22 protein-coding genes and 1 tRNA gene are annotated in these 26200 nt (G+C 56.4%); 16 read left to right on the top strand and 7 right to left on the bottom strand.

Going from position 1 to position 26200, the window contains the following annotated elements; genetic code table 11:
* Nucleotides 1–23 precede the first annotated feature (23 nt).
* Nucleotides 24–2057, bottom strand: a complete 2034-nt coding sequence (locus QPJ95_RS20460; RefSeq protein ID WP_270918183.1) for an ASKHA domain-containing protein — start codon at nt 2055–2057, stop codon at nt 24–26.
* Nucleotides 2058–2330: 273 nt separating this feature from the next.
* On the opposite strand from QPJ95_RS20460, the gene guaB reads away from it, so the two are divergent.
* From guaB to QPJ95_RS20445, 3 genes are all read left to right on the top strand, one after another.
* The gene (gene guaB, locus QPJ95_RS20455; RefSeq protein ID WP_270918184.1) at nt 2331–3779 is read left to right on the top strand and encodes an IMP dehydrogenase; all 1449 of its coding nucleotides are present in this window, start codon (nt 2331–2333) and stop codon (nt 3777–3779) included.
* 50 nt (nt 3780–3829) lie between these two features.
* The gene (locus tag QPJ95_RS20450) at nt 3830–5008 is read left to right on the top strand and encodes an RsmB/NOP family class I SAM-dependent RNA methyltransferase (RefSeq protein ID WP_270918185.1); all 1179 of its coding nucleotides are present in this window, start codon (nt 3830–3832) and stop codon (nt 5006–5008) included.
* Nucleotides 5009–5099: 91 nt separating this feature from the next.
* Nucleotides 5100–7406: a hybrid sensor histidine kinase/response regulator gene (locus QPJ95_RS20445; RefSeq protein ID WP_270918186.1), complete on the top strand. Its 2307-nt coding sequence runs from the start codon at nt 5100–5102 to the stop codon at nt 7404–7406.
* A 37-nt stretch (nt 7407–7443) separates the two neighbouring features.
* On the opposite strand, the gene QPJ95_RS20440 is transcribed toward QPJ95_RS20445, so the two are convergent.
* Complete coding sequence (locus tag QPJ95_RS20440) at nt 7444–7875, bottom strand: gamma-glutamyl kinase (RefSeq protein ID WP_313851485.1); 432 nt, start codon at nt 7873–7875, stop codon at nt 7444–7446.
* A gap of 352 nt (nt 7876–8227) precedes the next feature.
* On the opposite strand from QPJ95_RS20440, the gene recA reads away from it, so the two are divergent.
* The 3 genes from recA (at nt 8228) to QPJ95_RS20425 (ending at nt 12392) form a co-directional block, all read left to right on the top strand.
* Nucleotides 8228–9292: a recombinase RecA gene (recA, locus tag QPJ95_RS20435; RefSeq protein WP_270918188.1), complete on the top strand. Its 1065-nt coding sequence runs from the start codon at nt 8228–8230 to the stop codon at nt 9290–9292.
* A 146-nt stretch (nt 9293–9438) separates the two neighbouring features.
* Nucleotides 9439–12099, top strand: coding sequence for an alanine--tRNA ligase (gene alaS / locus QPJ95_RS20430; RefSeq protein ID WP_270918189.1), 2661 nt, complete (start codon nt 9439–9441; stop codon nt 12097–12099).
* Between the two features lie 5 nt (nt 12100–12104).
* The gene (locus tag QPJ95_RS20425) at nt 12105–12392 is read left to right on the top strand and encodes a DUF1330 domain-containing protein (protein ID WP_270918190.1); all 288 of its coding nucleotides are present in this window, start codon (nt 12105–12107) and stop codon (nt 12390–12392) included.
* 168 nt (nt 12393–12560) lie between these two features.
* On the opposite strand, the gene typA is transcribed toward QPJ95_RS20425, so the two are convergent.
* Both typA and QPJ95_RS20415 read right to left on the bottom strand, forming a co-directional pair.
* Complete coding sequence (gene typA, locus QPJ95_RS20420) at nt 12561–14381, bottom strand: translational GTPase TypA (protein WP_270918191.1); 1821 nt, start codon at nt 14379–14381, stop codon at nt 12561–12563.
* Between the two features lie 134 nt (nt 14382–14515).
* Nucleotides 14516–14851, bottom strand: a complete 336-nt coding sequence (locus tag QPJ95_RS20415) for a DMT family transporter (RefSeq protein ID WP_270918192.1) — start codon at nt 14849–14851, stop codon at nt 14516–14518.
* A 264-nt stretch (nt 14852–15115) separates the two neighbouring features.
* On the opposite strand from QPJ95_RS20415, the gene QPJ95_RS20410 reads away from it, so the two are divergent.
* The gene (locus tag QPJ95_RS20410; RefSeq protein WP_270918193.1) at nt 15116–15895 is read left to right on the top strand and encodes a class II glutamine amidotransferase; all 780 of its coding nucleotides are present in this window, start codon (nt 15116–15118) and stop codon (nt 15893–15895) included.
* Here the strand turns inward: QPJ95_RS20410 and QPJ95_RS20405 are convergent.
* The 3 genes from QPJ95_RS20405 to QPJ95_RS20395 are packed head-to-tail and all read right to left on the bottom strand — an operon-like array spanning nt 15879 to nt 17931.
* Complete coding sequence (locus QPJ95_RS20405; RefSeq protein ID WP_270918194.1) at nt 15879–17039, bottom strand: HD domain-containing protein; 1161 nt, start codon at nt 17037–17039, stop codon at nt 15879–15881. The two genes, QPJ95_RS20410 and QPJ95_RS20405, sit on opposite strands and share 17 nt — an antisense overlap.
* A complete protein-coding gene (locus tag QPJ95_RS20400) occupies nt 17036–17278 on the bottom strand; it encodes a hypothetical protein (protein ID WP_270918195.1) in 243 nt (80 codons plus the stop codon). Before QPJ95_RS20400 ends, QPJ95_RS20405 begins: the two co-directional genes overlap by 4 nt.
* Nucleotides 17278–17931: an alpha/beta hydrolase gene (locus tag QPJ95_RS20395; protein WP_270918196.1), complete on the bottom strand. Its 654-nt coding sequence runs from the start codon at nt 17929–17931 to the stop codon at nt 17278–17280. Before QPJ95_RS20395 ends, QPJ95_RS20400 begins: the two co-directional genes overlap by 1 nt.
* 191 nt (nt 17932–18122) lie before the next feature.
* Here QPJ95_RS20395 and QPJ95_RS20390 point away from each other — a divergent pair, with 191 nt between their 5' ends.
* The 9 genes from QPJ95_RS20390 (at nt 18123) to QPJ95_RS20350 (ending at nt 26033) form a co-directional block, all read left to right on the top strand.
* A complete protein-coding gene (locus QPJ95_RS20390; RefSeq protein ID WP_270918197.1) occupies nt 18123–18584 on the top strand; it encodes a Fe-S cluster assembly transcriptional regulator IscR in 462 nt (153 codons plus the stop codon).
* A gap of 54 nt (nt 18585–18638) precedes the next feature.
* On the top strand, nt 18639–19688 hold the full coding sequence (locus QPJ95_RS20385; protein WP_270918198.1) for a cysteine desulfurase family protein: 1050 nt from the start codon (nt 18639–18641) through the stop codon (nt 19686–19688).
* Between the two features lie 10 nt (nt 19689–19698).
* A complete protein-coding gene (sufB, locus tag QPJ95_RS20380) occupies nt 19699–21222 on the top strand; it encodes a Fe-S cluster assembly protein SufB (protein ID WP_270918199.1) in 1524 nt (507 codons plus the stop codon).
* 223 nt (nt 21223–21445) lie between these two features.
* Nucleotides 21446–22201, top strand: a complete 756-nt coding sequence (gene sufC / locus QPJ95_RS20375; RefSeq protein ID WP_270918200.1) for a Fe-S cluster assembly ATPase SufC — start codon at nt 21446–21448, stop codon at nt 22199–22201.
* Nucleotides 22202–23482, top strand: coding sequence for a SufB/SufD family protein (locus QPJ95_RS20370; protein ID WP_270918201.1), 1281 nt, complete (start codon nt 22202–22204; stop codon nt 23480–23482).
* Nucleotides 23482–23967, top strand: coding sequence for a YIP1 family protein (locus QPJ95_RS20365; protein ID WP_270918202.1), 486 nt, complete (start codon nt 23482–23484; stop codon nt 23965–23967). The genes QPJ95_RS20370 and QPJ95_RS20365 overlap by 1 nt, the downstream gene beginning before the upstream one ends.
* A complete protein-coding gene (locus QPJ95_RS20360; RefSeq protein WP_286018196.1) occupies nt 23919–24551 on the top strand; it encodes a YIP1 family protein in 633 nt (210 codons plus the stop codon). The genes QPJ95_RS20365 and QPJ95_RS20360 overlap by 49 nt, the downstream gene beginning before the upstream one ends.
* Nucleotides 24544–25764, top strand: coding sequence for a cysteine desulfurase (locus QPJ95_RS20355; protein WP_270918204.1), 1221 nt, complete (start codon nt 24544–24546; stop codon nt 25762–25764). The genes QPJ95_RS20360 and QPJ95_RS20355 overlap by 8 nt, the downstream gene beginning before the upstream one ends.
* A gap of 179 nt (nt 25765–25943) precedes the next feature.
* Nucleotides 25944–26033 (top strand) — tRNA-Ser (locus tag QPJ95_RS20350).
* Nucleotides 26034–26200: the final 167 nt, after the last annotated feature.

The following is a 26200-nucleotide window of genomic DNA, read 5'->3' as shown; positions in this document are numbered from 1 at the left end:
GACAAAAGCAATCGTACCAAGCCCTAACGGCGGCGGCGGCGGCGGGTGCCGCCATCGCCACTGCCGGTGTTGAAGCTCACATTCGGCAGCGTCACCAGGCTGTTGAGGATCGGAAACGGTTCAATCGCATTTGGGATCGCCGAGGCGTTGACAAAATGCTCCTGGAACCGGGGCTCGACGGCGGTTTCGATCTTTTCGATCTGGCGCACTGTTTCCTCAATCTCACGTCGCGATTTGGTGTTGAGCAAAGCAATCCGGGCGCCGGTGCCCGCCGCATTGCCAGCCGAGGTCACCTTAGCCAGTGGGCAGTCGGGTATCATCCCCAGCACCATCGCATGTTTGGCCGAGATATGGGCGCCAAAGGCACCGGCCAGAACCACCCGGTCGACGGTGTCGACTCCAAATTTGTCCATCAGCAGCCGGGCACCGGAATAGAGCGCCGCCTTGGCCATCTGAATGGCGCGAATGTCGGGGTTGGTGACGGTGATCAGCGGGCTGCCCTCTGCGGTGCCGTCCCATATGACATATGAATTGGTCCTACCGTCAGCGATACAGCGCGGCGTGCCGGTTTGCTCAGCAGATCCAATCAGCCCCGAGGCATCCAGCAGGCCGGCCAGCCGCATCTCTGCAATGGCCTCAATAATGCCAGAGCCACAGATCCCGGTGACACCGGTGGTGGCGATAACCTCGGCAAAGCCGTCCTGATCGGACCAGACATCTGATCCAATCACCTGGAACCGCGGATCTTTGGTCACCGGATTGATCTCAATACGCTCTATGGCGCCGGGGGCGGCGCGTTGGCCGGAGCTGATCTGCGCACCTTCAAAGGCAGGGCCAGTCGGGGAGGAACAGGCCAGAACCTTGTCGGTGTTTCCCAGCAGGATTTCGGCATTGGTGCCGACGTCGACCACCAGCACCAGGTCTTTGGACTTATCCGGGGCCTCGGACAGCGCCACCGCGGCGGCATCTGCCCCGACGTGGCCGGCAATGCAGGGCAGCAAATAGACCCGCGCTGCCGGGTGGATATCCAGCTCCAGCTCGGCGGCACGCAGCGACAGGGCATTTGAGGTGGCCAGGGCAAACGGCGCTTGTCCCAGCTCGAACGGGTCAATGCCCAGGAACAAGTGGTGCATCACCGGATTGCAAACAAACACCGCGTCGACGATCAGCGCCTTGTCGATGCCGGCCTCAGACGCGACCTGAGCAAACAAAGCGTTCATTCCGTCGCGTACCGCGCGGGTCATCTCCAAATCACCGCCCTTGTTCATCATCGAATAGGACACCCGGCTCATCAGATCCTCGCCAAAGCGGATCTGTGGATTCATAATGCCAGAGGAGGCCACCACCTCGCCGCTTTGCAAATCACACAGGTGCGCCGCGATGGTGGTTGAGCCAAGATCCACCGCAAGCCCATAAACCGACCCCTCAAAGAAACCGGGCCAGATGTGCATGATTTTGGGCGGATGAGTGTCATCGCCCAAATGCACCGCAACCGTTACCTTCCAGCCGCCTTTGCGCAATATCGGCTGGGCGGTCCGCAGGATGTGAAAATCCGCTTGGATATTCTGCAGGGACCACTGGACCTCCAGGGCTTCTATCAGCCGCTCCATATCCCCCGATGGCTTGTGCATATCAGGCTGTTCCACCTCGACATAGAACAGACGGGTGGAGGGGTTCATTTCAATGTCGCGGACCTCGGCCCGTTTGCGCACCACCTGTTTGTGGACCTGGCTTTCTGGTGGCACGTCGATCACGATGTCCCCCTGCACCGTCGCCTGGCAGCCAAGGCGACGGCCGGCGGTCAGGCCACGTTTGTCCTGATAGCGTTGTTCGACCTTATTCCAGAGGCTCAGCGCATCGTCCGTCACAGAGACACCGTGCTTGGGGAATTCACCGTAAGATGGGGTGATCTGGCATTTTGAACAGATGCCACGGCCGCCACAGACCGAGTCAAGGTCCACACCCAATTGTCGTGCGGCCGTTAGAACCGGGGTGCCAACGGGAAAATGCCCGCGTTTGCCTGAGGGGGTGAAGACGACAAGGGGATCTGTGCTCATGCGGTGCTTTCAAGAGTTCGTATGTGGCAAGTGTTCGTAATTAGTGCGGAAGATATGGAATTCTGCCGCAAGCGAAAGGCGCGCGACGCCATATTTTTGTTCAGTACCGGCATTTTGTTCAAACATGTGCGCAGAATGTGGAATTTTAGCCAGAGGAATTATCAGATTGCCATTGGTGGTGGAGCTTCGGCAAAAATCGCCGCAACCCCTTTCCCCCGGCAGGCATCCATGCGATAGGGTGGCCGCCAAACGGGCTATGCATGGGGATATAAAATGCAGATTCGTGAGGCTTTAACCTTTGATGATGTTCTTCTGGTGCCGGCGGCGTCGAGCGTGCTGCCCAGTACCGCCGATACGCGGACATTTGTGACGCGTTCCATTGCGCTGAACATCCCGCTGCTCAGTTCCGCGATGGACACCGTGACTGAGGCGCGGATGGCGATTGCGATGGCGCAGGCAGGCGGCATGGGGGTGATCCACAAGAACTTGAGTGCCGCAGAGCAAGCCACGGAAGTGCGCCGGGTAAAGCGGTTCGAGAGCGGAATTGTCTACAACCCGATTACTCTGACAGCCAATCAAACGCTGGCGGATGCAAAGGCATTGCAGGAGCGCTACCGGGTGACGGGGTTCCCGGTTGTCGATGATGGCGGCCGGGTGGTTGGCATTGTCACCAATCGCGACATGCGGTTTGCCTCGGACGACAACACGCCGGTCTCTGTGATGATGTCTACGGACAATCTGGCGGTGCTGCATGAACCCGCTGATCTGGCCGAGGCCAAATCATTGATGGAAGCCCGCCGCATTGAAAAACTACTGGTGACGGATGGCGCCGGCAAGCTGACAGGCTTGCTGACACTGAAGGATATCGAACAGGCGGTTCTGAACCCCACAGCCTGTAAAGATGAGCTTGGCCGTTTGCGGGTGGCTGCGGCCAGCTCGGTCGGCGACTCAGGCTTTGAACGGACCGAGGCGCTGGTGGACGCCGGTGTGGATATCGTCGTGATCGACACTGCGCATGGCCATTCGGCAGGGGTGATTGAAGCGGTGAAACGTGCCAAGCAGCTGTCCAGCTCGATCCAGGTGATTGCCGGCAATGTTGCGACCGGGGCGGCCACGCAGGCGCTGATTGAGGCCGGTGCGGATGCGATCAAAGTGGGTATCGGACCCGGATCCATTTGCACAACCCGCATTGTTGCGGGGGTTGGCGTTCCGCAGTTGACCGCAATCATGGATTGCGTGGAAAAGGCAGGCGATATACCGGTGATTGCCGACGGCGGTATCAAGTTCTCAGGCGATTTTGCCAAGGCAATTGCCGCCGGCGCCTCCTGTGCCATGGTTGGGTCGATGATTGCCGGCACCGACGAAAGCCCCGGTGAGGTGATCCTGTATCAGGGCCGCTCCTACAAATCCTATCGTGGTATGGGCAGCATTGGCGCCATGGCCCGTGGCTCGGCTGATCGCTATTTCCAGAAGGACGCCGCCAGCGACAAACTGGTGCCCGAAGGCATTGAGGGTCAGGTCCCATACAAAGGCCCGGCGGGCACGGTTGTCCATCAATTGGTGGGCGGCTTGCGGGCTGCGATGGGCTATACTGGCTGTGCAACAGTGGCCGAAATGCGCGAGAATTGCGAATTTGTCCGCATTACCGGCTCCGGCTTGAAAGAAAGCCATGTGCATGACGTTCAAATCACCCGAGAAAGCCCGAACTACCGGGTTGGCTGATCAGCAGGGATACAAACTATGACGATTGATAATTCAAAGAGAGCCGGGCAATGACCCCGGCAGCGCGACTTCAGGCCGCGATTGAGATCCTGGATCAGATTCTGGATGGGAATGCGGCCGAGAAAGCCCTGACCAGCTGGTCTCGTGGCAGCCGCTTTGCGGGGTCCAAGGATCGTGCTGCGGTGCGGGATCACGTGTTTACCGCCCTGCGTTGCCGTCGGTCGCATGCCGCTCTGGGCGGCGCCAGTACCGGGCGCGGTTTGATCGTTGGGGCCCTGCGGGACGCAGGAATTGACCCGGATACCATGTTCAACGGAGTGGGCTACGGCCCCTCAGAGCTCAGTGATGACGAGGGTCTGACCGCGCGGTCGCCTGCCTCCGCTGCCGAAGGCCTGGATATTCCCGAATGGCTTTGGCCGCAGTTTTCTGACAGCCTGGGAGATAAGGCCGAGGCAACAGCGACAGCCTTGCGCCACCGGGCACCGGTGCATTTGCGGGTCAACATGCTGCGCTCTAGCATTGATCAGGCCATTGAGGCGCTGGCGGTGGACGGTATAATCTGCCAGCCACATGCCGCCGCCGAAGCCGCGTTGGAAGTGACCGAGGGCGCCCGTCGCGTTCGCAACTCTGAGGCATTTTCGGCTGGACTGGTCGAATTGCAGGATGCCGCCAGCCAGGCGGTTGTCGAGGCTTTGCCACTGCGCGACGGCATGAGCGTGCTGGATTATTGCGCGGGCGGCGGCGGTAAAAGCCTGGCGATGGCGGCGCGGGCAAAGATATCGCTTTTTGCTCACGACACTGTGCCGCGCCGGATGCAGGACTTGCCGATCCGGGCCGTCCGGGCGGGGGTGGATGTGACTATGCTGGAGCCCGAGGCTCTGGTCAGGACCGGACCGTTTGATTTGGTTCTATGTGATGCCCCCTGTTCGGGGTCAGGCTCCTGGCGCCGGTCCCCAGAGGGGAAATGGCTGCTGAGCGCCGAGCAATTGCAGGAGCTGCAGGACACTCAGGGCGAGATCTTGGATCTGGCGGCTCAGCTTGTCGCGCCTGGTGGGGTTCTGGCCTATGCGACATGCTCGGTCCTGGAGGCAGAAAATAGCTGTCAAATTGGCCGCTTTATGGAGCGCTCCTCTGGCTGGACACTGACGTCAGAGCAGTCCTGGTTGGTGCAGGATGGCACCGATGGGTTTTATTGTGCCGTGTTGACGCGAATAGACGCTGATTGCTAGATGGTGCGGGGGAAAGCTGCGTTTCCTTAACGTGGCCTTAACCATCTATGCCGCGAAGTAGGCACTCATGAAGTCAGCTGACGGAGCCGTAATGATCGGTCGCCAAGATTCTCCCGTTCCGGACCTGCGCGTTTCAACACCTGAAACGGCGCGGCTTGCAGCCACGGTGCTGCTGGCCGTGATGATGTGTTCAGCATCCTGGGTTTTCGGCTGGCCGGATTGGGTGGCACGTGGGCTGATCGCGGTGGGCCTGACGTTGGTGGCGGTGGCCGTTTTGATGGCGCTGCAGGCTCGGGTGAGGCTGCGGGCCAGGACCATGGCCACCGATTTGCTGACCGGGTTTATTGAAAAAGACGCCAGTCCCAGCTTTGTTGCCGATGACGATGGTATTATCCACGCCCGCAATGCGGCCGCAGCACGGCGGTTTGCCGATGCGGAAAAGGAAACGCTGGCAGGCACCCTGCGGGCGGTACTGGCCAATCCTTCCGCCGTGTTGTTTCGCCTTCAAAGCCGCGCCCGGGTCGAGGGAGCCGCGCAAGAAGATGTGATCACCCGCCGCGGTCATGTTCGGATGGCAGTGCATCAGATGCATGGCGGTAGTTTCCTGTGGCGGGTCGAAGATATCGCCGAACGCAGCAGCGCCGGCCGCAGCGCTGAGAGTATTCCAATCCCGATGATGACCGTTGGCCGCACCGGGGCTGTTTTGTTCATGAACGAGGCGGCTCGGGCACTAATTGGCGGCCGCATCAAATCACTGGACCGGCTGTTTGTGGACCTGCCGGTGCGATCCGGCCAGATCAATACCATGACCACCGCCAATGGCCCGATCCAGGCCCTGGTGATTGAAAACACACGCACCCAAGGCCGCAATGAACTGTATTTTTTGGAGACAGCCGAGACCGGCAATTCTGGCTCTGGCACCAGTTTTGGTGACCTGCCGGTGCCGTTTCTAAAAGTTGCACCCACCGGTGAAGTCCTGTCGGCAAACAAATTGGCACTTGGCCTTTTGGGAACCGCGAACTGCAAGGATGTGAAGCTGGGCCAATTGATGGAGGGTCTGGGCCGGCCAATGTCCGATTGGTTGCGTGATACCGCTGATGGCCTGGCGCCAAACAAATCGGAATTCCTGCGCTTGTCCCGCAGTGACAAAGAGGTGTTTGTTCAGGTCACATTGAGCCGGGCAGTCGAGGATGGTGTCACGGTGCTGATTGCAGTTCTGAATGATGCGACCGAGCTTAAAACTCTTGAGGCCCAATTTGTCCAAAGCCAGAAAATGCAGGCGATCGGTCAATTGGCGGGCGGTGTTGCCCATGATTTCAACAATCTTTTGACTGCAATTTCAGGGCATTGCGATTTGTTGTTGCTGCGCCATGATCAGGGTGATCAGGACTTTGGTGACTTGATCCAAATTCACGAGAATGCCAATCGAGCGGCAGCGTTGGTGAGCCAGCTTCTTGCATTCTCGCGCAAACAGACGCTGCTGCCAGAAGTGTTGGATCTGCGGGACACGCTGTCCGATCTGACTCATCTTTTGAACCGTCTTGTTGGCGAGAAAGTCACACTGACGCTGAGCCATGATCCGGTGATGCGATCAATCCGCGCCGACAAGAGACAGCTTGAGCAGGTGTTGATGAACCTGGTGGTAAATGCACGGGACGCCATGCCTCAAGGCGGCGAGATTCGGATCGAGACCGAAGTTGTGTCGCTGGACCGACCCATTGAACGGAACCGGGCCACCGTGCCCGCCGGTGATTGGGTGACCGTCAGGGTGCAGGACGAGGGGGTTGGCATTGATCCGGATAAGATCCAGAAAGTTTTTGAACCTTTTTACACAACCAAACGGACCGGCGAAGGCACCGGGCTGGGCTTGTCCACGGCCTATGGCATTGTCAAACAGACCGGTGGTTACATATTTGTAGATTCGATCAAGGGATCAGGGACAGAATTCACGCTGTATTTCCCGGTCCACAAAGCATTGCCAGGAGCGGCCAAAGCGGCTGCACCTAAAGTCGAAGCAACGGTCCCCAAACACGGGGAGGGCGTTGTTTTGTTGGTTGAGGACGAAGCGCCGGTGCGGGCTTTTGCGTCCCGAGCCTTGCGATTGCGGGGCTATACTGTGCTTGAGGCTGAATCGGCTGAGGATGCATTGCGGACACTGGAAGACCCAGGGTTAAACGTGGATGTCTTTGTAACCGATGTGGTGATGCCCGGTATGGATGGCCCAAGCTGGGTACGTGAGGCCTTGAAAACCCGCCCCGATACCCGGGTGGTCTTTGTCTCGGGTTATGCCGAAGGGGCTTTTGGAGAATCGGAGCCAAATGTCCCCAACTCGGTATTCCTGGCCAAACCGTTCTCGCTCAACCAATTGACAGAGACTGTGCACGACCAGTTGAATTGACCGACAAGGGCTATTTGCGGTGGCGCAGGCCAACGGCTCAGTCAATGGAGTCGTATAGACTAAACTCTGCGGCACAGGTTTGCCGCAACACCGTATCGACCTGAGGTGATAAGGATAGATCCATTGGCGGGCTGACATTTTGTTGTTGAAGAACAAGTGTTGTGGACAATCGGTCTTCTAGGAAATCAATCAATCGTTGTTGATGTTCATAGCGAAACAGCTGCGCAACAGCACAGCCATTGGGCTGAGCTTCCAGAAATTTTGCCTGGCTACCAACATTCGCAAACCCAGGTTGTTTGCTTTGGCAATAGGCAAGAACAAATTCGTCAAAGCTCACATTGCTGGTGGAATTGTCTTTGCCATTCATAAAGGGCCGACGTCGAAACCGGTACCAGCTTCCCAGCCAGTTGACCGGCTCACGCATCACTGCAACCACCTCCATTTCGGCATCGCAGACCTTTTTGAACATGGGCCGGACCCAGCGATTATACCGGTAGAGCGGTGCATGCTTTAACTCGGGCGGATCGGAATAGATCATATCAGCCCGGTCCCGCAACGCAGTGTGGTAGGCCGTGGTTCCCGTTTTTGGAACCGACAACAGAACCAGACGTTCTTTGAAAAAAACCAGCATCGTAAAGTTCCGGTCAAAAGTTCATATGGGTGGTGATGGTAAACATCTTGTTAACAGTACCGGCGAACAGTCCGGGAGGAAAGTTTTCATTTGCATTGTTCTCGCTTTGTCCACATAAGGAACAGGAAGAGAACAAAGCAGTGATTGCGGCCCTGACGTGGGTGTGACACAAAGAGAAGGACAAGGGAATATGGCGGATCTTTTGACCATGAAAGACAAGAAAAGCGGCGACAAGCAAAAGGCGCTGGATAGCGCTTTGGCGCAGATTGAACGGCAGTTCGGCAAGGGTTCAATCATGAAGTTTGGCGACAATGCCATTCCGGAGATTGAGGCCAGTTCGACCGGCTCGCTGGGGCTTGATATCGCACTCGGCATTGGCGGCCTTCCGATGGGCCGGATTATTGAGATCTACGGACCAGAGAGTTCGGGAAAAACCACATTGACGCTGCACTGCGTGGCTGAACAGCAGAAAAAGGGCGGAGTTTGTGCCTTTGTGGATGCCGAGCATGCGCTTGATCCTATGTATGCGCAAAAGCTGGGTGTCAATCTGGAAGAGTTGTTGATCTCGCAACCGGACACTGGTGAGCAGGCGTTGGAAATCACCGATACTTTGGTGCGCTCGGGGGCCGTCAATATGATCGTCGTCGATTCCGTGGCCGCGTTGATTCCAAAGTCCGAGCTTGAGGGCGACATGGGCGACAGCAGTCTTGGTGTGCAGGCCCGCCTGATGAGCCAGGCAATGCGTAAACTGACAGGATCGATCAGCAAATCCAAATGCATGGTGATCTTTATCAACCAGATCCGCATGAAAATCGGCGTGATGTTTGGATCTCCTGAGACCACGACAGGCGGCAATGCACTGAAGTTTTATTCATCGGTGCGTCTGGATATTCGTCGTATTGGTGCTCTCAAAGACCGGGATGAAATTGTCGGCAATGCGACCCGTGTGAAGGTGGTGAAAAACAAAGTTGCGCCGCCATTCAAGCAGGTTGAATTCGACATTATGTATGGAGAAGGCATCTCCAAAATGGGAGAATTGCTGGATCTTGGGGTTGCCGCTGGCGTGGTAAATAAATCGGGGTCCTGGTTTAGTTACGGCGACGAACGGATTGGCCAGGGCCGAGAAAACGCCAAGACCTATCTGCGTGAACACATGCATCTTGCCATTGATATCGAAGACAAGATCCGGGCGGCGCATGGCCTGGAATTTGACCGCCCCGATATTAAGGGTGGCGATGATATACTCGAGGCCTAACGGCTTCTGAATTTGATCAAAAAGGGGCGCAACATGGTTTGCGCCCTTTTTCCTATGGTCTCAACCTCTGGCAACAGTGGACAGCGCCAAGTGTGACGGTTACACCTGCTCAGAACGCTTTCCAATACCCGTCAAGAGACCTGAAAATGCCAACTCTGAACGAAATCCGATCCACATTTCTGAACTATTATTCCAAACAGGGACACGAAGTGGTGGCGTCAAGCCCGCTGGTGCCGCGCAATGACCCGACACTGATGTTTGTCAACTCTGGGATGGTGCAGTTTAAGAACCTATTCACCGGAGTCGAAACGCGCGATTACACGCGCGCCACCAGCGCCCAGAAATGCGTCAGGGCAGGCGGCAAACACAATGATCTCGACAATGTGGGATATACCGCGCGCCATCATACGTTCTTTGAAATGTTGGGTAATTTTAGTTTCGGTGATTATTTCAAAAAAGAAGCAATCCCCTATGCATGGGAATTGCTGACCAAGGAATTTGACATTCCAAAGGACCGGTTGCTGGTCACCGTCTACCATACTGACGATGAGGCGGCCGACATTTGGAAGAAGGTGGCTGGGCTTAGCGATGACCGGATTATTCGCATCCCGACCAACGACAACTTCTGGCAAATGGGGCCAACGGGACCCTGTGGACCCTGTACCGAGATTTTCTTTGACCACGGTGACCATATTCCTGGCGGACCACCGGGCAGCCCAGATGAAGACGGTGATCGTTTCATAGAAATATGGAACGTCGTCTTCATGCAAAATGAGCAGTTCGAAGATGGGTCGATGACAGCATTGGACATGCAGTCGATTGATACCGGAATGGGGCTGGAGCGGATCGGCGCGTTGCTGCAGGGCAGTCATGACAATTATGACACCGATCTTTTCAAAGCCCTGATCGAAGCCTCAGCCCATGCCACATCGGTTGATCCTTATGGTGATCAAAATGTCCATCATCGGGTGATTGCCGACCATCTGCGCTCAACCTCTTTCCTGATCGCCGATGGGGTCATGCCGGCAAATGATGGGCGTGGCTATGTTCTGCGTCGCATCATGCGCCGCGCCATGCGCCATGCGCATCTGTTGGGCGCCAAAGACCCGGTAATGCATCAGCTGGTGCCCGCATTGGTGCAGCAAATGGGCGCGGCATACCCGGAACTGGGTCAGGCTCAGGCGCTGATAGAGGAAACATTGATGCAGGAGGAAACACGGTTCAAGCAGACGCTGGATCGTGGGTTGAAACTGCTGGATGATGAAGTAGCAACGCTGGAGCAGGATGCGCCACTGCCCGGTGCTGCCGCCTTTAAACTGTATGATACCTTTGGCTTCCCGCTGGATTTGACCCAGGATGCGCTGCGCGAAAAAGGTCGCACAGTGGATACCGAAGGGTTTGACAGTGCCATGGCCGAGCAGAAGGCCAAGGCCCGCGCCGCATGGTCCGGTTCAGGCGAGGCCGCCGATAGCACCATCTGGTTTGATATCGCCGAAGAACACGGAACGACGGATTTTCTTGGCTATGATACCGAAGTGGCCGAAGGTCAGATTGTTGCGCTGGTCCGGGATGGAGCAGAAATAAAATCGGCCAGCCTGGGTGAAAAGGTGCAAATCGTGCTGAATCAAAGCCCGTTTTATGCTGAATCCGGCGGCCAAGTTGGCGATGCTGGTTTGATCCGTACGGAAAGCGGACAGGCGCGGATCACCACGACCCGAAAGGCGGCAGGCGTGTTTATCCACCTCGCCGAGGTTTTTGAGGGCACCATCAGTACCGGCACCGCTGCACAGCTGCAGGTCGATCACGAACAGCGTTCGGCCATTCGTGCAAATCACTCCGCCACGCACTTGCTGCATGAGGCGCTCCGCGAGACTTTGGGCAAACACGTGGCTCAGCGGGGATCTTTGAACGCCGAAAGCCGCCTGCGGTTCGATTTCAGCCATTCCAAGGCCTTGTCTGAAGATGAGTTGAGCAAGGTTGCCAGTGATGTAAACGCTTTTATCCGGCAAAACAGCCCGGTTGAGACCCGGATCATGACACCGGACGATGCCCGCGCCATCGGTGCGCAGGCTTTGTTTGGTGAGAAGTACGGAGACGAGGTTCGGGTGGTGTCCATGGGGCAGGCCGAAACTGGCAAGGGCCGCGATGGAACCACGTATTCTATCGAACTCTGTGGCGGCACCCATGTCAAACAGACGGGCGACATCGGTAGCTTTGTTCTGTTGGGAGACAGTGCGTCCTCGGCCGGCGTGCGTCGGATCGAGGCCCTGACCGGCGGCGCGGCCGTTGCTCATATCGAGCGGGAAGCAGCATGTCTGGGCAAGGTTGCCAATGTTCTCAAGTCCCAGCCAGACGAGGTTGTTGATCGACTGAAGGCTTTGATCGACGAGCGGAAGTTGCTTCAGAACGAAGTGTCGCAACTGCGCCGCGAATTGGCGATGGCTGGCGGTGCCGGCGGCGGTGCTGGTGCCGAAGCTAAGACTATCAACGGTGTGCAATTTATTGCGCAGGTCCTAAAGGGCGTATCGGGCCGAGATTTGCCGGCGTTAATTGACGAGCACAAAGCACGTTTGGGCTCTGGTGCCGTTCTGTTGATTGCGGACACTGGCGGCAAGGTTGCGGTTGCGGCGGGCCTGACCAAAGACTTGATCGGTCGGCTGTCTGCGGTCGACCTGGTGAAGGCCGCTGTGGTTGAGCTGGGCGGCAAAGGCGGCGGTGGTCGGCCAGACATGGCCCAGGGCGGTGCCAAAGAGATAACAAATTCAGCCGCAGCGATCACTGCTGCGCAAACAGTTCTGGAAGGATAAAACCCGTGGGAGCACTATGGATTGCACATGTAACGGTGACTGACGCCGATGCTTATGCCAAATATGCAAAGCTGGCAGGACCTGCGATTGCCAAACACGGTGGCGAATTCATCGCCCGTGGCGGCAGGTTCGTCCAGCTTGAGGGAAAGGAACGGCCCCGGAATGTCGTCGCCAAATTCCCTTCGGTCGATGCCGCGGTCGACTGTTATCACAGCCCAGAGTACCAGGAGGCGCTAAACCACGCACGTGGTGCATCTGAACGGGAACTGATGGTGGTGGAAACCAGCGAATAGAACACACCGGTCGGTGTCAGTCATGTTACGTCATTAAGTGAGATTAACACAGGTTCTGAAAAAACGAACGGGGCATCGGATAATATCCGGTGCCCCATTTATTTTGGACTGCCATTCAATTGGCCTGCCATATAAAAAGGGCGCCCCGATGGGCGCCCGATTTTGATTTTATCCGGCAGTGCGGGAGGCGCGTTTGCGCTCGTGCGGGTCCAGATGGCGTTTGCGCAGGCGAATGGCGTTGGGCGTGACCTCGACCAGTTCGTCATTGTCGATATAGGCAATCGACTGCTCCAGCGACAGCGTGACCGGAGTGGTCAGGCGCACCGCTTCGTCGGTGCCAGAGGCCCGGACGTTGGTCAGCTTCTTGCCTTTCAGCGGGTTCACTTCCAGATCATTTTCACGGCTGTGTTCGCCAATGATCATGCCCTGATAGACTTCAGCCTGAGCGCCAATAAACATCTTACCGCGCTCTTCGAGGTTCCACAAAGCGAAGGCGACCGACTGACCGCTATCCATCGAAATCAGCACCCCGGCACGGCGGCCCGGAATTTTACCCTTATAGGGGGCCCATTCGTGAAACACCCGGTTCAGCACGCCAGTGCCGCGGGTATCGGTCATGAACTCGCCCTGATAGCCAATCAACCCACGCGATGGGACATGGGCGATGATACGGGTCTTGCCAGCACCGGCCGGTTTCATCTCGGTCAGTGAACCTTTGCGGACACCAGTCAGTTTTTCGATCACAACGCCGGAGTATTCGTCATCCACATCAATGGTGACTTCCTCGACGGGTTCATGACGTTCGCCGTCGATGTCACGAAAGAGAACCTGAGGGCGGGAAATCGAAAGCTCAAAACCTTCGCGGCGCATGTTTTCGATCAACACACCCATCTGCAATTCACCACGTCCCGCCACTTCAAAGGCGTCACCGCCGGGGGTGTCGGTGATGCGGATGGCAACGTTGGTTTCGGCTTCTTTCATCAGACGATTACGAATGACGCGAGACTGCACATGTTTGCCGTCGCGGCCAGCCAGTGGGCTGTCGTTGATGCCAAATGTGACGGTAATTGTCGGCGGATCGATCGGCTGTGCTTCCAGTGCCTCGGTAACAAAGGGGTCAACGATGCTGTCTGCCACGGTAGACTTTGCCATGCCAGCAATCGATACGATGTCACCGGCTTCGGCAACGTCGATTGGCTGCTGTGTCAGGCCGCGGAATGCCATAACTTTGGTGACCCGGAAGCTTTCGATCTGGGTGCCATCGCGGGACAGGCCCTTCATGGTTTCACCCGCTTTCAGCGTGCCGCTCTCAACACGGCCAGTCAGCAAGCGACCGATGAACGCATCATGGCCCAGGGTTGTGGCCAGCATCCGGAACGGCTCGTCCTTGCGCTCCTGCTGGGCTGGGGCGGGGACATGTTTGACGATAAGGTCGAACATTGCAGACAGGTCCTTGCGTGGGCCGTCCAGTTCCATATCAGCCCAGCCAGAGCGGCCAGAGGCGTACATATGCGGGAAATCCAGCTGTTGATCCGATGCGCCAAGGTTGGCAAACAGATCGAAACATTCGTCCAGAGCCCGGTCCGGCTCGCCGTCGGGCTTGTCGACCTTGTTGACAACCACAATCGGCTTAAGCCCCAGCGCCAGGGCTTTGGCGGTGACAAACTTGGTCTGTGGCATCGGGCCTTCGGCGGCGTCGACCAGCAGGACAACACCGTCCACCATCGACAGAATGCGTTCAACTTCGCCGCCAAAGTCGGCGTGACCGGGGGTGTCGACGATATTGATACGGGTGCCATTCCATTCCACCGAAGTGGCTTTGGCAAGGATCGTGATGCCACGTTCACGCTCAAGATCGTTGGAGTCCATGGCGCGTTCAGCCACCGCCTGGTTGTCGCGGAAGACACCGGATTGTTTCAGCATTTCATCCACCAGAGTGGTTTTGCCGTGATCCACGTGAGCGATGATCGCAATGTTGCGCAGTTCCATGAAGTCAGCCTTTGTAAGGGAGTTGCTGCGCCCATAGCGTGAACGCCGACCAAAGGCCAGAGAAAATGCATTTCCGTAACATCAAAGGCGCCGTTCATCGATGTTTCGGGTCATCCGCGGCGCCGCATCGGTGATCAGTGGCCGGCAGACTTGGAAAACAGCTGAATGATCACAATTCCCAGAACAATCAGCGCCATCCCAAGAACCGCCGCCAGATCCATTTTCTGACCAAAAACAATATAGCCGATGGCCGCAATCAGCACGATGCCCAGGCCGGACCAGATCGCATAGACAATGCCCACCGGCATAAACCGCAAGGTCAGCGCCATCAGATAGAATGACAGCGCGTAACTGACCACAACAATCAACGACGGCAGCCATCGAGTGAATTCCTTGCTGGCCTGCAAGGCGGTGGTTCCTATGGTTTCAGCGGCAACAGCCAAAATCAGATAGATATACTGGATGGGCATAATGAGCTTTCTGGCAGGGTCACTGGATGGCAAAATCCAGACGATATGAACGTCGCCTTCATATGAGGATGGCGGGAAAATGCAATCTTGGAAACGGCAAAGCGTGTCGCGTCCCGGCCTCAACTCCAGCGTAAGCCCAAAAAAATGAACAACCGACTGTGCGTTGCCACAGTCGACCTGTTGTGGCGGCGGGTATAGAGAACGAGTAAATATTTCGTGAAGTGGAAACTGACCTCTTTTGCGAGGCCAGGGAAGGATACCGCCATGTGTCGTTGGGCAGCCTATTTGGGACAATCAATCTATCTTGAAGAAATCATTTCGCGCCCGGAACATTCTTTGATTGTGCAAAGCAAGGAAGCTGAAGAGTGCAAGACATCGACAAATGGCGATGGATTTGGCGTTGCCTGGTATGACAGCCGCCCGGAGCCGGGACTGTACCGGGATGTTTATCCGGCTTGGTCAGATCCAAATTTGCGCTCCGTGGCGCATCACATTCGCTCCCGGCTGTTTCTGGCCCATGTGCGCGCGTCGACTGGATCTGCGATCAGTCGTAACAATTGCCACCCTTTCACTGCCGGCAACTGGAGCTTTATGCACAATGGACAGGCCGGAGGATTTGCGAATTTTCGCAAGCAGGCTGATATGTGTATACCAGATGATCTGTATCAGCATCGCAAGGGCGCTACAGATAGTGAAGTCCTATTTCTGATGGCACTGGGAGAGGGCCTGGATCACGATCCGCAAGGCGCCCTGAGCCGGGCGGTTGCCCGATTGGAAAACCTGTCGCGCCAACGGGGCAGCACGCCGCATATGCGGCTGTCAGCCGCCCTTTCTGACGGCCAGAGACTGTTTGCGGTACGATATTCATCTGATCACATCGCACCCTCACTATATTATCGGTGGAGTGAGAGCCAACAGGGCTGGGCGGTGGTGTCCGAACCTCTGGAGGCCGATGAGAGCGGCTGGACTGAACTGGAGGCGGGCATGTTTTTGGAGCTGGATGGCGACAAGGTCACGCTGACTGAGTTTACCCCGGTGATCTAGCGTCGAACCAGGGCTTGATGCGGGCCCGGACATGGTGCCAGACAGCTGGCGCACCCCGGAGCACTTTTTGCCCAACGCGGGCATCAACTTGGTCGAGTGACACGTTGTATTCAACCCAGCTGCCGCCGCCATTCAGCAGGTTCAGCAACACTGGCTGCACCCGGTCGATCGATTTTGCAAATACAGCATCCTTGCTGTCCGCAGCTTCAAACTCATGCCACAGATCACAAAAGGCGGTTTTCTGATCCTCAGGCAGCAGGCCAAATAACCGCGCTGCCGCAGCCTCTTCCTTGGCGGCCAGAGCGAGCTGATCGATGTCTCCGTGTATTGGTGCATCGCCGGCGTCGATTTCGACAATATCATGCAGCAGAAGCATCTGCATAACCCGGTCGATCTCAATTTCGACAGTCGAATGCTCGGCAAGTACCCAAGCATAAAGCATAATATGCCAGCTGTGTTCGGCCGAGTTTTCGCGCCGCGCTCCATTGCCGATCAATGTCGCGCGAAGAACGTGCTTTAAGCCATCAGATTCATTTAGAAATGGCAAGCGGCGGGTCAATGCAGCGCTACACGTCTTGGACGGGCGACCCAGCAATTCCTGGGCATGAGAAAAGGCCTCGGGGAGCTCTTGTTCGAGCGACGCAGAGCGTCCACTGTCCAGGGTATCCCTTGCGATTTCAAGATGTTCGGGAACCGGGTCGGCACCATAGAGGGTCTGGAAGATGGGCTGGCACCGGTCCAGCTGCTTGGCAAATCTTGCGTCGCTGGTCTGATTGGCTTCGAACTCTTGCCACAGGGCCAGCATCTCTGTGCCCTGGTCCTCTGGCAGCAAACCAAATATGCGTTTTGCGGCGATCTGTTCCGCTTGCGCAACAGCCTGCCAGTCGGTTGGCTGGTGAATGGGGTGATCACCTACGTCAACTTCGACCAGATCATGCAAAAGCAACATTTTGATAACACGGGCGGTTTTGACTTCCGCTGGCGCCAGTGGCGCCAGGGTCAAAGCATAAAGCGCCAGATGCCAGCTATGTTCGGCGGAGTTTTCACGCCGCGAACAATCCAGAATAAGGTTGGCGCGCTCCACCTGGCGCAGTTTGTCCGCCTCCAGGAGGAATTCAAACTGCGCTTCTAAACGGTTGGTCACGATTGTATATTGCCCTCAGTCGCGGCTTGAGCTTCGGCAATTTTCTTGTTCAGAAACTTGCGTGCAATACGCTCTGCCAGTCGAACACGCATTTCAGTCAGAAAGGCTTCTTCCAATGTTTGCGAGGACGCGGCCAAGACGCTGCTTACCTCCATAAACAAACGGTCCTGACCGGTCGCATCCTGCACTTTCATAGTGTCGTCAGCCAGTTGTTCGGCCAGCCGTTCCAGTGTTCCCATCAGCGGGTGTTTTCCGTCAGGCGGCGTTTCACATAGTCAGATACATTTCCGATCATGTGATCCATATGCGGTTCCTGGAAAAAGTGGTCAGCGCCTTCAATTTCCTGGTGGGTGATGGTGATGCCTTTTTGCTCGTGCAGTTTATTCACCAGGTTCACGGTGTCAGGCGGCGGCGCAACCCGGTCCGATGTACCATTGATGATCAAACCCGAAGACGGGCAGGGCGCCAGGAACGAGAAGTCATACATATTGGCCGGAGGCGACACCGAAATGAAGCCAGTGATCTCTGGGCGGCGCATAAGCAATTGCATGCCGATCCACGATCCAAAGGAGAAACCGGCAACCCAGCAATGCTTGGAATTGTTGTTCATCGACTGCAGGTAATCCAGCGCCGAGGCCGCATCTGACAGCTCGCCTACGCCCTGGTCATATTCACCCTGGCTACGGCCGACGCCGCGGAAGTTGAACCGCAGAACGGTGAACCCCATATTATAGAACGCATAGTGGAGGTTATAGACCACCTTGTTGTTCATGGTGCCGCCAAATTGTGGATGCGGATGCAACACAATAGCGATGGGCGCATCGCGCTCTTTTTGCGGGTGATAGCGGCCTTCAAGGCGGCCTTCGGGTCCGGGGAAAATGACCTCAGGCATGGGCAGTTGCATCCTACTCTTATTTTGCGAGAGATGCCGAAAGGGTAAACTTGACGAATTCCCTAAGGCACCTTAGAACGGTTCTAAATGGGGGCGCGGTAAAAAACCTAGCACCATCAGGCTGAGATACGCACTGATGCCGCTGAGGTCAATGTTTACGCTGTGTTCAAGCCGGTTGGAGTACCACAAATATGAAGCTTTCGACAAAAGGGCGCTATGCCATGGTCGCGTTGGCCGACATTGCGCTGCAGCCCACCGACAAATTGGTGGTGTTGGGGGATATTTCCAAACGGCAGGATGTCTCCTTACCCTATCTGGAGCAGTTGTTCGTCAAGCTGCGCCGGGCCGAGTTGGTGAATTCGGTGAGAGGACCCGGTGGCGGCTATCGCTTGGCGCGCCCCGCCTCGGAGATTCGGGTGGTCGAAATCCTATCTGCGGTAGACGAAACGGTGGATGCTATGCATAAGGGCGCCGGAGCGTCAGGCGCCCTATCCGGCAGTCGGGCGCAATCACTGACGAACCGGCTGTGGGAAGGGCTGAGCGCACATGTCTATGTGTATCTGCACCAGACGCGGCTATCGGATATCATCAATAATGACCTGGCTCCCTGTCCTGCGGTGCCGGGGCTGTTTTCGGTGGTTGACGCAGAATGAATGGCCAAAATAGCAGTCCGCTTCAGGCGGGCTTAACTGGGAAAACATGTATCTATGACTAGGGTTTACCTGGATCACAATGCCACCACGGTTTTACGACCCGAAGCGCGTGCGGCGATGATCGCTGCGATGGATCTCTGCGGTAACCCGTCGTCGGTGCACGGCGAAGGCCGGGCGGCCAAAGCCGTGGTTGAGCGGGCGCGTGCGCAGGTGGCCGCTGCCTTTGGTGCGGATGGGGCCGATGTGGTCTTTACATCTGGATCAACCGAGGGCGCCTCACTGGCCTGTGGCGACCAAAACCTACAGGGGTCGTCGATTGAACATGACGCCGTAAGGTCATGGATTACCGAAGATCTATCCGTGGCGAGTGATGGGATTGTAACGGTTGCTGATCCAGGGCGCACGGCTTTGCAGCTGGCCAATTCCGAAACCGGCATCGTTCAGACATTGCCGCAGGGATTGGCTGTTACCGACGCAACCCAGGCTTTTGGCAAACTGCCGATTGCGTTCAATTGGTTGGGAGCAACAAGGGCGCTGATATCGGCGCATAAACTGGGCGGCCCAAAGGGAATTGGCGCCGTTGTCCTGCGGCGGGGCACCGAAATGGCCACCCAAATCAAGGGCGGTGGCCAGGAAATGGGTCGCCGGGGCGGAACTGAAAATGTTATTGGAATTGCGGGGTTTGGTGCCGCCTCCGAAGCTTCTGCCCGCGACTTGGCAAATGGCGTCTGGGAGCGCGTTGAAATCCTGCGAAATATGCTGGAACAAGCTCTTGTGGCCGGTGCTGGAGATACTATTTTTGTTGGACAATCGGGTCGCCGCCTCCCCAATACCTCATGCTTCGCCACGCCGGGCTGGAAGGGTGAGACCCAGGTCATGCAGATGGATCTGGCCGGTTTTGCCATCAGCGCCGGGTCGGCCTGCTCGAGCGGCAAGGTCCGTGCCAGTGCGGTGCTGACAGCGATGGGATACGACGAGATCACAGCTCAGAGCGCCATCCGGGTGTCGCTGGGCCCCGAAACAAGCGAAAGCGACGTACTGCGGTTTGCAGATACGTGGCTGGCAAAACAAAAGACTTATCGCGCCCGGGTGGCGTGCGTTTAGGAGACCTAAGATGGCCGCTTTGGACCAGACACAAGTTAAAGAAGGCATTGATCAGGAAACGGTCGATGCCGTGCGCGAAGTGGGCGGTGCCTATAAGCACGGTTGGGCCACCGACATCGAGATGGAATATGCTCCCAAGGGGCTGACCAAGGATATTGTCCGGTTGATTTCGGAAAAGAACGAAGAACCGCAGTGGATGCTGGACTGGCGTCTGCAGGCCTATGATCGCTGGCTGACCAAGGAAGAGCCGAACTGGGCCATGGTCGATTACCCGGAAATCGATTTTCAGGACCAGTATTACTATGCCCGTCCGAAATCGATGGAGGTCAAACCCAAGTCACTGGATGAGGTCGACCCCAAGCTGCTGGAAACCTACAATAAGCTTGGTATCCCTCTGAAAGAACAGATGATTTTGGCAGGGGTCGAGGGCGCCGAAAACGCCCCCGCCGAAGGCCGGAAAGTGGCCGTTGACGCGGTCTTTGACTCGGTTTCTTTGGGCACCACGTTCAAGGCAGAGCTGGCCGAGGCGGGGGTGATCTTCTGCTCAATCTCCGAGGCGATCCGAGAGCACCCTGAATTGGTGAAGAAATACCTCGGCACCGTGGTTCCGGTGTCTGACAACTTCTATGCAACGCTGAATTCGGCCGTGTTTTCCGATGGTTCCTTCGTCTATGTGCCACCCGGCGTGCGCTGTCCGATGGAATTGTCGACCTATTTCCGCATCAACGCGGAAAATACCGGCCAGTTTGAGCGCACCCTGATCATCGCCGACAAGGGCTCTTATGTGTCCTATCTGGAAGGCTGCACCGCGCCGGCCCGCGACATTGCCCAGCTGCATGCCGCAGTGGTCGAGATTATCATCGAAGAAGACGCCGAGGTGAAATACTCGACTGTACAGAACTGGTACCCCGGTGATGAGAACGGCAAGGGTGGTATCTACAATTTCGTCACCAAACGCGCCGACTGCCGTGGAGATCGCGCCAAGATCATGTGGACCCAGGTCGAAACCGGATCTGCAGTGACCTGGAAGTACCCCTCGTGCATCCTGCGCGGCGATGACAGCCAGGGTGAATTCTACTCGATTGCCATTGCTAACAACTACCAACAGGCCGACACCGGCACCAAGATGGTTCACTTGGGCAAAAACACAAAATCCCGCATCGTGTCCAAGGGCATAAGTGCCGGCCACGCGCAAAATACCTATCGCGGTCTGGTGTCTATGCATCCCAAGGCAAAGAACGCCCGCAATTACACCCAATGTGACAGTTTGTTGATCGGCAACAAATGCGGCGCTCACACGGTACCTTATATAGAGGTCAAGAATAATTCGGCGCGGGTTGAACATGAGGCCACAACATCGAAGGTGGATGACGAACAGCTGTTCTATTGCCGCTCACGCGGGATGGACGAGGAGGCCGCGGTTGCCCTGGTTGTTAATGGGTTCTGCAAGGATGTTTTGCAGGCGCTGCCGATGGAATTCGCCATGGAAGCGCAGCAGCTTGTGGCAATCTCGCTGGAAGGATCCGTCGGTTAACCCTCGGCTGGCCTGCGACTTGATCGTTGTCGCCGGAGCTGAACCAGGGACGGCGAGGGATATCTCGATTGCCTGGGCGCCTGCGGCATTAAAAGAACAACTATACGCCCTGGCCGGGTTTGCGGCCGGGGAGAGATAAACGCACTGGGGTAATTTGAGGACTGGTCGCTGGCCTGGACCCACCCCAAAGCCCTGTGAACATTCGCGACAAGGAGCGAAATAAATGCTGAATATCAAGAACCTGCACGTAAAACTTGAAGACGAAGACAAGCAGATCCTCAAAGGTGTTAACCTCACGGTTGAAGCCGGTAAAGTTCATGCCATCATGGGCCCGAACGGCTCGGGAAAATCGACACTTTCTTATGTGCTGTCCGGCAAGGGCGGGTATGAAGTCACCGATGGCTCCGCCTCTCTGGATGGTCAGGATTTGTTGGAGCTGGAAGCCGAAGAGCGGGCCGCTGCGGGGCTGTTCCTGGCCTTTCAATACCCGGTTGAAATCCCGGGCGTCGGCAACATGACCTTTCTGCGCACGGCAGTGAACGCGCAACGCAAGGCGCGGGGCGAAGATCCGATGAGCGCAACCGATTTCCTGAAGGAAGTTCGCGCTACCGCCAAGTCCTTGAAGATTGACGCGGAGATGTTGAAGCGACCTGTCAACGTCGGTTTCTCGGGTGGCGAGAAAAAGCGCAACGAAATCCTTCAGATGGCGATGCTTTCTCCGAAGATGTGCATCCTTGATGAGACGGATTCAGGGCTGGATGTTGATGCGATGAAATTGGTTGCCGAAGGCGTCAATGCGCTGCGTGACGGAAAACGCGGCTTTCTGGTGATCACACATTATCAGCGGTTGCTGGATCACATTAAGCCTGACGTGGTACATATTATGGCAAATGGCCGCATTATCAAAAGCGGTGGTCCGGAGCTGGCTCTGGAAGTGGAAAACAACGGCTATGCCGACATTCTGGCCGAGGTAGAGTAAATGGCTCTGGCTAATCTGAAACAAACCGCCACCGAGGCCCGCCTATCAGAGCTAACACTGCCGGTCGGCGGCTGTCTGGCCGAGGCGCGCCGGGCTGCCTTGTCACGGGTTCAAACCATGGGGCTGCCAGGCAGGCGGGATGAGTATTGGAAGTATACCCGCCCGGATACGCTGACCCAGGCAACCGCGCCAACGGCCGCCGTATTTCAACATGATGAAGCACCGATATTTGATGATTTTGATTGCTTGAAAATCGTTTTTGTAGACGGTGTTTTTGATGCAGAGGCCTCTGATGATTTGCGGCTCGAAGGGGTTCAGATTGATCGGGTCTTGGACATTGAATCGCAGGATATTCACTGGAGCAAAGACCTGTATGGCGTGCTGGAGGCGCGGGGTCAGGATCCGGTACCTCGGCCCTTGGCAGCGCTGAACACGGCCTTTGCCAAGGATGGTGTCGCGATCCGGGTGACCGGAAAACCCAGCAGGCCGATCAATCTGATTTACAATCACAATTGCGAAAACTCGGATGCCATGCTGCACCATGTCATTCGGGTGGACGCCGGCGCCGCAGCCACTGTGCTGGAAAACGGACCTGCCGCTGCTCGGTTTAATAAATGTAGCGAAATTGACATCGCTGATGGCGGCGAATTGCATATGATATGCGCCCAGGGTCGCGACCACGAACGGCGTGCCGCCACCCATCTGTTTGCCCGTTTGGGCGAGAAATCGGTGTTCAAATGCTTCACGTTGACCGTCAACGGGGTGCTGACACGCAACGAAGCAGTGGTGGAACTGCTCGGCGATGACGCCGTTGTCCATATCGCGGGCGCCTGCGTCGGAGATGGTGATTTTCATCACGACGACACCGTATTTATCACCCATGTCGCAGAGAACTGTGAAAGCCGGCAGGTCTTTAAAAAGGTCCTGCGCAACGGCGCGACCGGGGTTTTCCAAGGTAAAATCCTGGTCAAATCCACAGCGCAGAAAACCGATGGATATCAAATCAGCCAGGCGCTGATGCTGGATGATGACAGCCAGTTTCTGGCCAAGCCGGAGCTGGAAATATATGCCGATGATGTTGCCTGCTCACACGGGTCAACCTCTGGCGCAATTGACGAAGATGCTTTGTTCTATTTGCAAAGCCGGGGGGTGCCTCACAGGGACGCCACCAATCTGTTGACCCTGGCCTTTTTGGCGGAGGCAGTCGGTGAGATCGGCAATCAGGGTATCGTAGATACGATAGTTGGCCGACTTGAAAACTGGCTGATCCGGCGCCTCTGATGCCGGTAACAACAGACATAATCGCCACTTACAAAGGCCCGCGTCGCGTTATGGCGCGGCTTTTGGCCATGGGCCCCCGCGAGGATCGGGCGCTGGCGATCCTGATGGGCGGCTGCATGCTGGCATTTACCGCCCAAATGCCCAGGTTGGCCCGCGAGGCTCATCTCACCGGTCAGGAGCTGAACATGCTCCTTGGCGGCGCATTATTTGGCCTGATCTTCATCGCCCCGTTGCTGCTGTATTCCCTGTCCTGGGTGTCTTTTCTTGTGGTCCGGGTTTGCGGCGGCAAGGGCGACAGTTATGGGGCCAGGCTGGCGCTGTTTTGGGCGCTGCTGGCAGCCAGCCCGCTGATGCTTCTCAACGGTTTAACCGCTGGATTTATTGGCCCGGGCCCGGCGTTGTCTTTGGTTGGCGGCCTCTGGTTGGCGCTTTTCCTATGGTTTTGGATTTCAGGCCTGATGCAGGCATATTGGAACGCTCAATGATACTTCACTTGCAGCCACTGGTTATGATGACACTCACATCACCGGCACAAGCCGCCCGTTCCATCTTGTCCGTGCCATGGCCGAGACAGCTGTTGTGGAGCGCAATGGTTCTGGCTATCGCCTTGAACGCAATCATCTATTCCGCTCAGGAAATCTTGTTCCCCTTGCCAAGTGAGGTGGTTTTTCCGCGTCTGTCGCCGCTGGGTTACTTTGCGGTCGTGCTGGTGCTGCAGGTTGTGTTTGTCTTTGCGTTGCAAGCGTCTGGCCGCTGGCTGGGGGGGCAGGGCAAGTTTGATGAACTGCTGGCTGTTGTGGTCTGGCTGCAACTTCTGCAAGTTGCGTTGCAGCTGGCAATGACAGTGTTGTTTCTGGTGGCACCAAGCCTTGCCGGGATCCTGAATCTGGCGGCGACCCTGTTTGGCTTGTTTATTTTCTCCCGTTTTATCAACGAGGTGCATCAGTTGCAGTCAATTTGGCGGGCGTTTGGAGCCTTATTGATGGCAAGTATCATCATAGCGCTTGCGCTGTCTTTTCTACTGGGCCTTGTCGGGCCTTCCTTCCTGGGACTATCCGCCAATGTATGACATAGACACAATTCGTGCCGATTTTCCGATCCTCTCGCGTGAGGTGAATGGCAAACCACTCACATATCTGGACAATGGCGCCTCGGCGCAGAAACCAAGGGTGGTGATTGACGCGATCACACGCGCCTACGCGGAAGAATACTCCAATGTTCACCGTGGCTTGCACTTCCTTTCTAATCTTTCGACGGAGCGATACGAGGCGGTTCGGGGCACCATTTCGAAATTTCTGAATGCGGGGGATGAGAACACTATCGTGCTGAATTCCGGCACTACCGAGGGTATCAATCTGGTCGCTTACGGCTGGGCAATGCCGCGGTTCCAGCCCGGCGATGAAATCGTGCTCAGCGTGATGGAGCATCACGCTAATATCGTTCCCTGGCACTTTCTGCGTGAACGCCAGGGGGTGGTGCTGAAGTGGGTGGATGTCGCGGCCGATGGCTCTCTGGATCCCCAAGCTGTCATTGACGCGATCGGAGCCAAAACCAAACTGGTGGCCGTGACCCAGTGCTCAAATGTTCTGGGCACGGTCGTCGACGTTAAATCCATCACCCAAGGCGCTCATGCCAAAGGTGTTCCGGTGTTGGTGGACGGCTCCCAAGGCGCCGTTCACATGCCGGTGGATGTGCAGGACATCGGCTGTGATTTCTATGCGATAACCGGCCATAAACTATATGGCCCTACCGGCTCCGGCGCCATTTACATCCGGCCTGAACGGATGGCTGAAATGCAACCGTTTCTGGGCGGCGGCGACATGATCAAAGAGGTCTGCAAAGACCGGGTCATCTACAATGATCCACCGATGAAATTTGAAGCCGGCACGCCGGGCATCGTGCAGACCATCGGGCTGGGCGTCGCATTGGACTACATGATGGGTTTGGGGCTGGACAATATCGCCTCCCATGAGGCCAGCCTTCGCGCCTATGCTGAGCAACGGTTTTCAGGCTTGAACTGGTTGAATATTCAGGGGCAAGCCGCTGGCAAGGCAGCTATATTCAGCTTCACAATGGAGGGGGCCGCGCATCCGCACGACATCTCGACAATTCTGGATAAACGGGGGGTTGCTGTGCGTGCAGGCCATCACTGCGCCGGGCCGTTGATGGACCATCTAGGCGTCACAGCAACCTGCAGAGCATCCTTTGGATTGTACAATACGACGGATGAAATCGACACTCTCATCGATGCTCTTGAATTGGCACATGAGCTATTTTCCTGATCAATGTAATTTGCTGCAATTTAGGTGACAGAATCAGGTTGCACTGGCGCTCAGATTGCTGCAATTACGGGCTTCAAGAACGTTGAGATTGTCGTCAAGCAAGCGACGCTGGAACACGGTGTGGTTGCAGGTTCAACGGTCCTGAAAACGACCTGATTTTAGTCACTAAAGTCAATAGCGGAGAGGTGCCGGAGTGGTCGAACGGGGCGGTCTCGAAAACCGTTGAGCCTTCACGGGTTCCCAGGGTTCGAATCCCTGTCTCTCCGCCACTACCATCCATAACCAATTGAAATCAGGCGAATATATCTCCGCTGGAATTTCTACCTGCCAAACAGCCCGCCTAAAACTAAAGCTGATTTTCGAGTCAGCTCATGCCCAACCTTTTAGGCGGCAATGAGGGGGCTGTGCTGGGAAAATACGCGTATTATGGTGTTTT

Source organism: Parasedimentitalea psychrophila, assembly GCF_030285785.1.
Taxonomy (GTDB): domain Bacteria; phylum Pseudomonadota; class Alphaproteobacteria; order Rhodobacterales; family Rhodobacteraceae; genus Parasedimentitalea; species Parasedimentitalea psychrophila.
Note: the sequence above shows the minus strand (reverse complement) of the source record. Positions and strands in the feature narration are given on the sequence as shown.